At 38.9% G+C, this 12,959-nt stretch carries 9 protein-coding genes and 1 pseudogene; 7 read left to right on the top strand and 3 right to left on the bottom strand.

What is annotated here, in order from left to right:
- Positions 1-5: 5 nt before the first annotated feature.
- Entirely contained in the window at positions 6-2,789 is a 2,784-nt protein-coding gene (gene gyrA / locus CEV08_RS03395; protein WP_100130376.1) for a DNA gyrase subunit A, read from the bottom strand.
- Positions 2,790-3,010: 221 nt separating this feature from the next.
- Positions 3,011-3,517, bottom strand: a complete 507-nt coding sequence (gene ssb, locus CEV08_RS03400) for a single-stranded DNA-binding protein (protein WP_100130377.1) — start codon at positions 3,515-3,517, stop codon at positions 3,011-3,013.
- Between the two features lie 334 nt (positions 3,518-3,851).
- On the opposite strand from ssb, the gene uvrA reads away from it, so the two are divergent.
- The 4 genes from uvrA to CEV08_RS03430 all read left to right on the top strand — a co-directional run bounded on the left by uvrA (position 3,852) and on the right by CEV08_RS03430 (position 10,315).
- A complete protein-coding gene (gene uvrA, locus CEV08_RS03405) occupies positions 3,852-6,767 on the top strand; it encodes an excinuclease ABC subunit UvrA (protein WP_100130378.1) in 2,916 nt (971 codons plus the stop codon).
- 1,042 nt (positions 6,768-7,809) lie between these two features.
- Positions 7,810-8,148 (top strand): P-II family nitrogen regulator, encoded by a 339-nt coding sequence (locus CEV08_RS03420; RefSeq protein WP_012231938.1) that lies wholly within the window; start codon positions 7,810-7,812, stop codon positions 8,146-8,148.
- A gap of 56 nt (positions 8,149-8,204) precedes the next feature.
- Complete coding sequence (gene glnA / locus CEV08_RS03425; protein WP_100130381.1) at positions 8,205-9,614, top strand: type I glutamate--ammonia ligase; 1,410 nt, start codon at positions 8,205-8,207, stop codon at positions 9,612-9,614.
- A gap of 155 nt (positions 9,615-9,769) precedes the next feature.
- A complete protein-coding gene (locus CEV08_RS03430) occupies positions 9,770-10,315 on the top strand; it encodes a hypothetical protein (RefSeq protein WP_100130382.1) in 546 nt (181 codons plus the stop codon).
- A 10-nt stretch (positions 10,316-10,325) separates the two neighbouring features.
- Here the strand turns inward: CEV08_RS03430 and CEV08_RS03435 are convergent, their stop codons facing one another.
- Positions 10,326-11,123: an ATP12 family chaperone protein gene (locus CEV08_RS03435; protein WP_100130383.1), complete on the bottom strand. Its 798-nt coding sequence runs from the start codon at positions 11,121-11,123 to the stop codon at positions 10,326-10,328.
- A gap of 635 nt (positions 11,124-11,758) precedes the next feature.
- Here CEV08_RS03435 and CEV08_RS09815 point away from each other — a divergent pair.
- The 3 genes and pseudogenes from CEV08_RS09815 to CEV08_RS09825 form a co-directional block, all read left to right on the top strand.
- Complete coding sequence (locus CEV08_RS09815; protein ID WP_245407017.1) at positions 11,759-12,319, top strand: hypothetical protein; 561 nt, start codon at positions 11,759-11,761, stop codon at positions 12,317-12,319.
- Positions 12,306-12,659 carry a hypothetical protein gene (locus tag CEV08_RS09820; protein WP_245407018.1) on the top strand — a complete coding sequence of 118 codons (354 nt, stop codon included), beginning with the start codon at positions 12,306-12,308 and terminating at the stop codon, positions 12,657-12,659. Before CEV08_RS09815 ends, CEV08_RS09820 begins: the two co-directional genes overlap by 14 nt.
- Positions 12,611-12,959, top strand: a pseudogene (locus CEV08_RS09825) (DUF6421 family protein); the annotation flags it as partial. The gene CEV08_RS09820 and the pseudogene CEV08_RS09825, both read left to right, overlap by 49 nt.

Consider the following 12,959-nt stretch of genomic DNA (forward strand, 5'->3'; position numbering starts at 1 on the left):
CCAAATTATTTTTCTTCGCTCATATCAACTTTATCGGAATGCTCTTCACCTTCATCTTCTAATGAACTCGTATCATCTTCAGGCTCAGAAATACGCTCAACCGATACGACTCTTTCACCTTTGGCTGTATTAAAAATTGTCACACCCTTCGTTGAGCGCCCTGCCGTACGAATTCCCTCAACAGGGACGCGAATAAGCTGCCCCCCATCTGATACCAACATAATTTGATCTTGCGCTTTGACCGGAAAAGCCGCTACTAATTTACCAATTTCAGCTGTTTTAGAGGGATCCGTTGCACGAATCCCTTTTCCACCACGTCCCGAAATCCGAAACTCATAGGAAGAAGAGCGTTTACCATAACCAAATTCACTCACCGTCAAAAGCATTTGTTCACGTGCATAAAGTTCTGCATAGCGCTCATCTGTTAACTCTGTTTCAGCACCCCCATCTTCCTCATCAAGAGTAATAATATCTTCAACATCAGCATCTGCATCAGCAGCACGCCGTTCATTCATCACACGCTTAATATAAGCAGAACGCTCAATGGATGTCGCCTCGACATGCTCTAAAATTGTCATCGAAATGACTTTATCGCCTTTAACTAAATTGATACCACGAACCCCCACAGAATTACGCCCCACAAAGACACGAACATCCACAACGGGAAAACGGATACATTGTCCATTAGCTGTTGTGAGAACAACATCATCATGTTCTGTACAAGTTTCAACAGAAAGAATTTCATCTTCTTCATCAAGTTTCATTGCAATTTTGCCATTACGATTGACCTGAATGAAATCTGATAATTTATTACGACGGACAGTCCCACGTGTTGTCGCAAACATAATATCCAATGCGCTCCAGCTTGCTTCATCTTCGGGTAAAGGCATAATCGTCGTGATGCGTTCGCCTTGTTGTAAGGGAAGCATATTGATCAAAGCCCTCCCACGTGATTGCGGCGTCCCCAACGGTAGTCTCCAAACTTTTTCCTTATAAACAATCCCACGTGATGAAAAGAAAAGAACCGGTGTATGCGTATTGGCGACAAACAATCGCGTTACAAAATCCTCATCCTTCGTGGACATACCAGAACGCCCCTTACCACCACGGCGCTGTGCACGATAGGTATTAAGAGGAACGCGCTTAATATAGCCACTATGGCTCACCGTTACCACCATGTCCTCTGGCGCAATCAGATCTTCACTCTCCATCTCAGCGCTACCAAAGCCAAATACGGTACGTCGCGGCGTAGCAAATGCCTCACGGAGAGCACTCAACTCGTCCTTAACAATACGCATAATGCGTACACGCGATGCCAAAATATCAAGATAATCAGCAATATCCACACCAATTTTATTCAATTCATCAGCAATTTCATCACGCCCAAGGGCTGTCAAGCGTTGCAAGCGCAATTCTAAAATAGCACGCGCTTGCTCTTCAGAGAGATTATAAGTGTTATCCTCATGAATAATATGACGGGGATCATCAATAAGTTTAATCAAAGGCGCAACATCCACAGCTGACCAGCGTCGCTCCATTAATTGTGCACGCGCTGTCTGCGGATCAGGCGCTTTGCGAATAAGCGCTATGATTTCATCAATATTGGCAACTGCAAGGGCAAGACCAACCAAAACGTGGGCCCGCTCACGCGCTTTACGCAAAAGATATTTTGTTCGCCGACTAACAACCTCTTCTCGAAAAGCAACAAATGCACGAAGCATATCAAGCAACGTCATTTGCTCAGGTTTTCCCCCATTTAACGCAACCATATTACAACCAAAAGAAGTTTGCAGTGGCGTATAACGATATAATTGGTTTAAAACAACTTCCGCAACAACATCTTTCTTCAACTCAATAACGACACGATATCCATCACGATCCGATTCGTCACGCAAATCAGAAATTCCCTCAATGCGTTTATCACGCACCAATTCGGCCATTTTTTCAATCATTGTTGCCTTATTAACTTGATAAGGAATCTCACTCACAATAATTGCCTGTCGACCACTGCGAATTTCTTCAATATCAACTTTAGCACGCATAATGATGGAGCCACGCCCTGTTTCATAAGCTGAACGAACACCAGAATGGCCAAGGATAATCCCCCCTGTAGGGAAATCTGGACCAGGAATAATTTCAATGATTTGATCGAGTGTGATATCGGGATTATCAATCAGAGCGATACAACCATCAACAACTTCACCAAGATTGTGAGGCGGAATATTGGTTGCCATCCCCACAGCAATCCCCCCTGATCCGTTAACCAAAAGATTAGGGAAACGCGCTGGTAAAACAACCGGTTCACGTTCACGCCCATCATAATTATCCTGAAAATCAACAGTATCTTTATCAATATCAGCTAAAAGCTCTTCTGAAACTTTTTCTAAACGACACTCTGTATAGCGCATTGCAGCAGGAGGGTCACCATCAACAGAACCAAAATTTCCTTGACCATCAATCAATGGATTTCTCAAAGAGAAATCCTGCGCCATACGCACCAAAGCATCATAAATCGAAGCATCACCATGGGGATGAAATTTTCCCATAACCTCCCCAACAACACCAGCAGATTTACGATACGGCTTATTAAAGACAAGCCCCATCTCATTCATAGCATGAAGGATACGTCGATGAACAGGTTTAAGACCATCACGGACATCTGGGAGTGCACGCGAGACAATTACGCTCATCGCATAATCGAGATAAGAACGTTGCATTTCATCAATAATACTGATTGGTTCAATACCGGTCAGCACATCACGTTCTGGCTGTGGAGTAAGATCGGTCACAATTTCAAAACTTTCAAAAAAGAATCATTTCACTTTGTTTATATCGAAAAATACACCAAAATACTAATTTCTCTCTCATAACAAAAAAGAAATTTAACAATATTTTTCAAGATGTTATTAATTGCTCTTAAAAATTACCAATAATAATAAACAGTTTCCACATCGCTAAACTTCAAAAATCTGAAACAAATAAACCATAAAGAACTGTGATTTAAAGACTCTTAGAAAGGGACGTCATCATCTAATTTGTGAGAAAAACTTTCTCCCCCTTGGCTATTATTTTGACCAAAAGCATTTCTCTGATTTGAGCTACTATCCGAAAAGCCACCACTATAACCGCCGCCTTGACTTGCTCCTTGTTCCCCACTCACTCCCCCACGCCCATCAAGCATTTGTAATTCCCCACGGTATTTTTGCAAAACAATCTCTGTTGTATAACGATCATTTCCATTTTGATCTTGCCATTTCCGTGTCTGTAACTGCCCCTCAATATAAATCTTGCTTCCCTTTTTTAAATATTGTTCTGCAACTTTGACAAGGTTTTCATTAAAAATAGCAATATTATGCCACTCAGTGCGTTCTTTTCGCTCATTTGTATTCCGATCACGCCAACTTTCAGAAGTCGCAATACGCAAATTAGCCACTTGATCTCCAGAATTCAAACGGCGGACTTCAGGATCTGCCCCGAGATTACCAATCAAAATAACTTTATTAAGGCTACCAGCCATCGTATAAACTCCAAAATTTTAATTTGTAAATAGTCTGTTATATAAACAGTTATAATCATCTTGACCTTCAATTTACATGTCTACAATTGACCTCCAATGTGGATATTGCTATCCTTTTCCAATATTGCATCCATGTCATTATAACAAAATATGATAATAACGCATAGTTTATTCCATCAGTAGAGAATAAAAAGCTATTCAATTTGTATTTTTCTTTTCATAAAACTTATACCTTCTTTCTGCGTTAAAGTGGTTAAGTATGTTGTAATTTTAAAAAAACAATTTTATTCCATTTTAGAAGCTCAATTTTTGTTGCATTTACCAAGGGTAAAATATGACTCATCAAAAATATATCTCCATTCGCGGTGCACGTGAGCATAACCTTAAAAATATTGATCTCGATCTTCCTCGTGATAAACTCATTATTATAACAGGACTTTCGGGATCAGGGAAATCATCTTTAGCTTTTGATACAATTTACGCTGAAGGACAACGCCGCTATGTTGAAAGCCTTTCAGCTTACGCGCGCCAATTTTTAGAAGTCATGCAAAAACCTGATGTCGACCGTATCGATGGCCTTTCCCCAGCCATCTCCATTGAACAAAAAACAACCAGCCGCAATCCTCGTTCAACGGTCGGCACTGTCACTGAAATCCACGATTATATGCGTCTCCTTTTTGCACGTATTGGTATTCCTCATTCTCCTGCTACAGGACTCCCCATTGAAAGCCAAACGGTAAGTCAAATGGTGGATCAAATTATGTCCTTACCAGAAGAAACGCGAATTTTTATTATGGCCCCCTTGGTACGAGGAAGAAAGGGAGAATATAAAAAAGAGCTAACAGAACTTTTAAAAAGAGGATTTCAACGCGCTAAAGTTGATGGAAAATTCTATGAAATCGCCGATATTCCACCTCTTGATAAAAAGTATAAACACGACATCGATGTCGTGGTAGACCGCATTGTTGTACAGAAGGATATCACCTCTCGCTTGGCTGATAGTATAGAAACCTGTTTACAGCTAGCAAATGGACTTGCCATTGCTGAAATGGCAGACCAACCCTTGGCACAAAAAGAAACGACAAAAGAAGCTGCTCATAAGTCAAAAAATGATACACACAAACGGATTCTTTTTTCAGAAAAGTTTTCCTGCCCTGTATCAGGCTTTTCTATCCCTCAAATTGAACCACGCCTTTTTTCGTTCAATAATCCTTTTGGAGCCTGTCCTCTTTGCGATGGACTGGGTATCAAAAAGGCAATGGATCCGCTAAAAATTGTGCCCAATAAAAATCTTACCCTAAAAGACGGAGCCATTGCACCTTGGGCTAAATCAGATTCGCTTTATTATAGCCAAACCTTAGAAGCATTAGGAAAAGCTTACGGTTTCAAACTCACAGACCAGTGGCATAAACTCTCCGATGAAGCACAACAAGCTATTCTCTACGGTACAAAAAAAAATGAAATCTCTTTTATCTATAAAAATAATTTTCGTTCGCATAAAACGATACAGCCTTTTGAAGGAATCGTCCCCAATATGGAGAGACGCTGGAAAGAGACCGATTCTGCTTGGTCTCGTGAAGAAATTGAGCGTTATATGTCTTCTTCACCTTGCCCAGCTTGTCACGGTTATCGTTTAAAACCAGAAGCACTTGCTGTGAAAATCCATGGAATGCATATTGGGCAAATATCAGATCTTTCTATTCTAAAAGCCGATGATTGGTTTGCCAATATCCATCAATATCTCACGGAAAAACAACGTAATATCGCGGTACGTATTTTAAAAGAAATTCGCGAACGCCTCGCCTTTTTAAATCATGTAGGATTGGAATATCTTACCTTATCTCGAAATTCAGGGACTCTTTCAGGAGGAGAAAGTCAACGCATTCGATTAGCCTCCCAGATTGGTTCTGGTCTTACAGGCGTTCTTTATATTTTAGACGAACCATCCATCGGTTTACATCAACGGGATAATGAACGTCTTTTGGAAATGCTGCGCCATTTGCGCGATCTTGGCAATACAGTCATTGTTGTTGAACATGATGAAGATGCTATTCTCACGGCAGATCATGTGGTCGATATGGGCCCTGCTGCGGGCGTTCATGGTGGTAAAATCATAGCACAAGGAACACCGCAAGAAATTATAGAGAATCCAGCCTCTCTCACAGGACAATATCTTTCAGGAAAAATGGCTGTTAGAATGCCGACTGAGCGACGCAAAATATCAAAATCAAAAACCCTTAAAGTCATTGGTGCCAAAGGCAATAACCTTAAAAATATCAGTGCGAATATCCCTCTTGGAACCTTCACATGCATAACCGGTGTTTCTGGAGGAGGAAAATCAACATTTCTTATTGAAACGCTTTTTAAAGCAGCATCACATCAGATCATGGGCAGTCATCACAGCCCTGCTCTCTATGATAAAATTGAAGGATTAGAATTTCTTGATAAAGTCATCGATATCAACCAGTCTCCCATTGGACGCACCCCACGCTCTAATCCCGCAACCTATACAGGCGCTTTTACACCGATTCGTGACTGGTTTGCCGAACTGCCAGAATCAAAAGCCCGTGGGTATAAAGCAGGGCGTTTTTCATTTAATGTTAAAGGAGGGCGCTGCGAAGCCTGTCAAGGTGATGGAGTCATCAAAATTGAAATGCACTTTTTACCGGATGTCTATGTGACTTGTGATGTCTGTAAAGGAAAACGCTATAATCGAGAAACATTAGAAATAAAATTCAAAGGGCAGTCTATCGCTGATATTTTGGATATGACAATCGAAAAGGCAGAGGAATTTTTCCACGCTGTTCCCGCTATTCATAATAAAATGGAAACCCTCATGAAAGTGGGATTGGGGTACATAAAAGTAGGGCAGCAAGCGACCACGCTTTCTGGTGGAGAAGCACAACGTGTAAAACTTGCAAAAGAACTTTCACGCAAAACAACAGGACGTACACTCTACATTTTAGATGAACCCACAACAGGTTTACATTTTCACGATATTTCCAAACTTCTTGAAGTGCTCCATGAACTGGTCGATCAAGGCAACACTATCATCGTCATTGAACATAACCTTGACGTTATCAAGACTGCCGACTGGATTATTGATTTAGGACCAGAAGGTGGAGATCGCGGTGGTGAAATCGTTGCAATTGGACGCCCTGAAGACATTATTAAAGTTCCCGCTTCCTATACAGGAAAATTTCTAAAAGATGTTTTACTACGCCAATCTCTCTACAATTCAAACGCTTAAAAAGACTACCCCTTGTAAAATACAGCATACGAACAAAGCCTGTATTTTTATTGTTGCCTATAAATTAACCTCTCATTCCAGTGTAGCAGCATATTTGAAATAAGACTGAAATGATTTAGCGCTTTATAAGCTGTTTCAGTTTTCGTATTGTCAAATAGAAACGCACGTATAATTGTATATCTTTTCTCTTCTTGGCTTATATCTGAAATGATTAGACAGCTTAATTTGGGAAGAATAATAAGTTTGAAAGGCATAAAAAAGTTTTCATCTTTAAGCTTCTCCTTTTAATTCTCATCTTGATGACTTTCAAAAGCATCCGCAATAAAATCTTATAATAAAGATTGCGCATTGCTTCACACTTTTGTTTATCGCGTTCTTTAAATAAGATCATGCGCCTCACGAAAGGACAAAACGCCCAAAACCGAATATATTTGTATTGCTCATTCCAACCCCTTGTTTTAAAGTGACATTTCTCAATGCTTCCAAGCCCATTTCACAACATCCCCCGTAAATGGTATATTCATCGCTGTACACCAGCATCTCTATACTTATGACGTGAAAAAAGCCGTTATCATGATATTTGCCAGTCCCCATTGCTACCCCAAAGCCTTTATATTTGAAAGGCCGCCTATTATAGGCATTTTTTATTTCTCTCTAATATTTTATCCACACACTCATACGATTTAGGATATACAAAGGTATCGTTTTGATTGATTGACAGTAAAAAGATCTAAAATGAAAAAATTTCACGCTACTAGAATTTCTTATTCAATGTGAGAAGTTCCTAATTGTTCTTATAAATCAAACTATTATTCAAAAAAAGAAATAAAACTCTCTTATTATATTATTTTAATTCTGTACAAAAGAAGTTAAATTTTTTTCCAGCATTTTAGTTTAATTCTACAAAAAACGCTCCTCCAAGAGCATAGAGTATTATTGTTTTCGACTTTTTGTGCACAAAGTATCTGTTGGACATCTTATAGTTGTCAATATAATGTGATGCAGTCTAAAAAGACAAAATAACGTTGGAGATAATTTCAGCATGAAAAAAATTGAAGCCATTATAAAACCTTTCAAACTTGATGAAGTAAAAGAAGCGCTTCAAAAAATTGGACTACATGGTATTACAGTAACAGAAGCGAAAGGTTTTGGTCGTCAAAGGGAACATACAGAACTTTATCGTGGTACGAAATATGTTGTTGACTTTCTACCTAAAGTAAAGATTGAAATTGTTGTATCCGATGAAAAACTGGAACAAACTGTTGATGCAATACGTAAAGCAGCGCAAACAAAACATATAGGAGATGGAAAAATATTTGTCTTTTCCATTGATGATGCCATTCGTATAGGAACTGACGAAACCGGAGTCGATGCTCTTTAATAGACAACAAAAATTCACTTTTTATCACCCTCAACGCCATATTAAGGAAATTGAATATGACAACCGCATCAGATATTATCAAACAGATTGCAGACAACGAAATCCGTTTTGTTGATTTACGTTTTACTGATCCACGAGGAAAATTGCATCACATTACAATGGATATCGCAGAGATCAGCGAAGATACCTTTAGTGATGGCGTTATGTTTGATGGTTCTTCAATTGCGGGTTGGAAAACAATTAATGAATCTGACATGGTTTTAATGCCTGATCCCAAAACAGCGCATATTGATCCTTTTTTTGCTCAATCTACTTTGGTTATATTTTGTGACATCCTTGATCCTGTCTCTGGTGAGTTTTATCGTAGAGATCCTCGTTCTATCGCCAAAAGAGCTGAGGTTTATATGAAATCTTTAGGTATTGGTGATACAATCAATATAGGTCCAGAAGCAGAATTTTTTATCTTTGATGATGTGCGCTATAAAACGGACCCTTACAACACTGGATTTAAGCTCGATTCAAGTGAACTTCCCTCCAATGATGATACGGAATATGAAACAGGCAATCTAGGACATCGCCCACGAATGAAGGGAGGTTATCTGCCCGTTCCCCCTATTGATTCCTGCCAAGATATGCGTTCTGAAATGCTCACAGCACTCAAAGATATGGGAGTACATGTTGAAAAACACCATCACGAAGTGGCAGCGGGTCAACATGAATTGGGTATTCGTTTCGATACGCTCGTTCGCGAAGCAGATAAGATGCAAATTTTTAAATATGTTGTGCATCAAATAGCAAACAGTTATGGAAAAACAGCAACCTTCATGCCCAAACCAGTATTTGGTGATAATGGATCTGGAATGCATGTTCACATCTCCATTTGGAAAGATGGTAAACCCATTTTTGCAGGAAATGAATATGCCGGACTCTCAGAAACCTGTTTATTTTTTATCGGTGGTGTCATTAAGCACGCAAAAGCAATCAACGCCTTTACCAATCCATCTACAAATTCCTATAAGCGTTTGGTTCCTGGTTATGAAGCTCCTGTCCTTCTTGCCTATTCGGCACGTAATCGTTCTGCATCTTGCCGTATTCCAATGAGTTCTTCGCCAAATTCAAAACGCGTAGAAGTTCGTTTTCCAGACCCAACAGCAAATCCCTATTTAGCATTTGCAGCCCTCTTAATGGCTGGTCTTGATGGAATCAAAAACAAAATTCACCCTGGACATGCTATGGATAAAGATCTTTATGATCTTCCCTTAAAAGAACGCAAAGAAATCCCTACCGTTTCAGGAAATCTGCGTGAAGCACTTGAAGAACTTGACAAAGATCGTAGCTTTCTTAAAGCTGGCGATGTTTTTGATGATGATCAGATTAATTCCTTCATTCAAGTAAAAATGCAAGAAGTTCTGCGTTACGAAACAACGCCCCATCCTGTTGAATTTGATATGTACTATTCTGTTTAAACAATCATACGCATTTTTTTGGTTTTTAAAATGGAGGCAAAAGCCTCCATTTTTGTGGATATTCTCCGTGTACAAGAATGCAAGAGGCTTTTTACTTATCTACTTTTCCTTTATAATTATTGTGAATCTCTTCACATGAATTAACAAGGTTTATAATGCAGCGAATTTGTTTTCTCGTTTCCATTCTTTTATGCATTGCTCTTATCTCATCAACAACACAAGCACATACAATTACAAACCAAAAACTCACCGCCCTTGAAACAGCAACATCTGCTTATAGTAAAGCACTTAAAAATGCCGATGCAGATGCCATCTTAAATGCTCTCCCTCCCGAAATCATCAACAGCTTAACCGCTAAAAAAAATCTTAGTCAATCACAATTTCGGCAAATCATGAAAAGCCAAATCGAACAGTTGGCAGAAAATTATAAGATTGAAAGTATCCACATTGACCAAAAACAAAAACGTGAAGGGACACTTGATAATGGCATTCCTTATTTTGTTATACCAGTAGAGCTTGTAACCAAAGCAAATGTTGGAAAAAAATGCTCTATTCAAACTGAAATTATTGCCCTATTTCATAATAACCAATGGTATTTTATCCAAGCTAATGACGAAGCAATCTTAAGTATAACCAATAAAGTATTTCCCGGACTTGAAAAAGTAAAAATCAATCCTCAAAAAATCACAAAAATACTGTAGTGAAAAAAACTTATAAACAAGTTGAGACAATTGTAACAGCAGCCTTAAATTCAACTTTTTTATGAGCGCGACGTGCCATTGTCTCTTTATCCATTCCCCATTGTTCCATCATCCAATCTTCATCTAAATGGGCAATAGACCAAGCATGATCGGCATCAATTTTTCCCACAGCAACCGCAAGAGCAATAAGAGCAGATCCCGTTAAGGTTGTCATCATATGAAGTGCAGCAAGCATATAAGGAGACTCAACGCTACGTAAATAATTGCTCACCGCTTGAATGGCTTCTGGTGCTTGTTCCACATGCATCAGCCCTTCCGTCAAATAAAACCGTGCTCCTAGTTTTTCTTCCGCCCAATCCAATAAAGAATCCCATTGCTCAGATTGTTTTTGCACCAACTCTTTAGGGGTTTGTGCGCGATAAAGGATCATATCACAGGCAACGAAACGCAATAAATCTTCAAAAACGCCCTGCATATCATCAGCGATACCATCAATAACAGTATTAACCAGACGCGTCATCGGCATTTTTGCAGGATCAACAACGTGCTTTTGGCTCTCAAACTCCTGCGCAATGAATTCAGCAAACACTTCCGTTGGCACAAGAAAACGGCGCTTTGCTGGCGTTTTAACGGGACGTTCATCCAACAAAATCGTAAAGCCACCCTCCTCACAAGCAATCTTCACTTGTCTATAAAACCGTTTGGGGTGTGATTGGCATGAAAAGTTTTGAGTCTCCTGAACAGAACTCTTTTTATTTAAAATATTTTCATTCAGGGGCCTATCAAAATGATTCAAAATCTCACGCATATTGTTTTACCTTTGATCTTTTCAAGAGAACAACTGTTTCTTTAGGTTCTGTGACTTCAATAAGGTTTAATTTGACCTTCTTAACAATTCCAAAGAAGGAAAAAGATCTGCCTACTCTAATTTAAGAGTTATATTTCATGTTTCTTTTACAAACAAGACAATGATGATTGCCTTTCATATATTCAATACAGTAACAACTGTAGAATGACTTTTTAAAGTATTATCTTAATTAAGAAGTTAAATATATCGCGTTTTATGGCAAAGATGTTCACGCTTTAGCACTTTGCTCATTATCCACCTACAATAAGTATTAAATAGTTCAAAAACGCTGATCATCCAAAAAATGATAGAGCAGTGCGGTTTATGTATCATCCACCTTTTCTTAACTATTCCAATAATTCTCTAACATATCTAATAAATACACCCTAGGTAGATTTTTTCTTGCCTAATGGCTCCCCTAAACGACAATGTTTTACGATATGATAGAATAATGACAAGACCAAACTATATCGTAAATTTTCTTTCATATATCTCTATATTTTATAAAGCACTCAATTACTTAATGTATTGTACTTGATATACGCCCCATATTGCACTAGCTTAAATTTGGGCACATAATCAAAAGAGCAGAAATTATGCAATCTGAAAATAATCCTTTTATCTATACACTTGGCCCTGCAGAGACCAACTGTGCAGCTGCAGCGCAATGGTGGCTTGACAATCACAATAAAAATATTTCATCCACTCACTCAAGATCCCGTATTATTTTATACGCAACTCTTGAAGAAGCATTTAATGAACTTGCTCAAAAAAAAAAAGATGGTTATCTCCTAAGCTGTGCTGCTTACCCTGATTTGCACACACTCATATTTACCCGTTTAGGTGACATGCAATTATTTGACAGCTTTATCATGCTTACTCACTCTATGGTTTTAGCTAAACACAACAACGCTGATGAAATTAAAACCGTAGCGACTCATCCTGCCCCTCAATCTTTAGCTCATCAATACGACAAAATATTTGCCAACAGCAATGCTGATGCAGCCGTTCTTTGTAAAGCTGAAAAAGCAGATGCTTGTATCACAACGTCGGTTGCTGCAAACCGCTATAAGCTAAGGATTATCGAAAATTTTGGACAAGTGCCAATGACCTTTTTGCTCCATTCGTTAAAGCCAGCGCATCATGAAAAAATCTGAAGCACTTCTTTCCATTGTTAACTTGGTTGACAAATTCCGTATGCGCCAAGAACGAGATGGGAGTATTAAAGAACCAACTCCAGCAGACCGTAATATGATCAGTGAATTGATCACTCTGCTGAATCACCATGCCAATATTCTGGACGGATTATCTCCAAAACTTTTAGCGATCACTTCTGAGGATCTTCATCAGTGGATGCTCAGCGGTTTCACTACTCCTCCTAAATTTGATAACACTTTAGCTGCTTTCAAAGCACCATTACCAGATGCTCCCTTTTTTTCTTGGCTCCCATGCGTGCAACGAACGGTCCTGATCCAGAAGGATTCCGGCTGGAATTAGTTACAGGATATCGTCATGAAACGACCTATCTTGCTGACGCCTCAAAATATACAAATAATTATGTATCACCGTTTCAATGTATAAAAATGGGAATAGCATCAAAGGGATTTTTAGAAGGCAATTGCATTGTTCTCTTCCCAGAATCTGTAGCAACTGCTCAAAAAATTGATAAGCAAGCATTTGCTTTGTTTTTTTTCAGCAAATTCTTTGATATTTACAACGAGCAGACAATTGTGGAAGCTGAACGTTTACTGGGTCGCGATAGTAAATTTCTGTTCGGTCAATTGTATAGCCGTAACT

The sequence above is a fragment of the Bartonella tribocorum genome, from assembly GCF_002778015.1.
Classification (GTDB): domain Bacteria; phylum Pseudomonadota; class Alphaproteobacteria; order Rhizobiales; family Rhizobiaceae; genus Bartonella; species Bartonella tribocorum_B.

Excerpts from the sequence above, each read along its gene's own strand:
- ssb (WP_100130377.1), bottom strand. The coding sequence starts at position 3,517 with ATGGCTGGTAGCCTTAATAAAGTTATTTTGATTGGTAATCTCGGGGCA.
- uvrA (WP_100130378.1), top strand. The coding sequence starts at position 3,852 with ATGACTCATCAAAAATATATCTCCATTCGCGGTGCACGTGAGCATAAC.
- CEV08_RS03420 (WP_012231938.1), top strand. The coding sequence starts at position 7,810 with ATGAAAAAAATTGAAGCCATTATAAAACCTTTCAAACTTGATGAAGTA.
- glnA (WP_100130381.1), top strand. The coding sequence starts at position 8,205 with ATGACAACCGCATCAGATATTATCAAACAGATTGCAGACAACGAAATC.
- CEV08_RS03430 (WP_100130382.1), top strand. The coding sequence starts at position 9,770 with ATGCAGCGAATTTGTTTTCTCGTTTCCATTCTTTTATGCATTGCTCTT.
- CEV08_RS03435 (WP_100130383.1), bottom strand. The coding sequence starts at position 11,123 with ATGCGTGAGATTTTGAATCATTTTGATAGGCCCCTGAATGAAAATATT.
- CEV08_RS09815 (WP_245407017.1), top strand. The coding sequence starts at position 11,759 with ATGCAATCTGAAAATAATCCTTTTATCTATACACTTGGCCCTGCAGAG.
- CEV08_RS09820 (WP_245407018.1), top strand. The coding sequence starts at position 12,306 with ATGAAAAAATCTGAAGCACTTCTTTCCATTGTTAACTTGGTTGACAAA.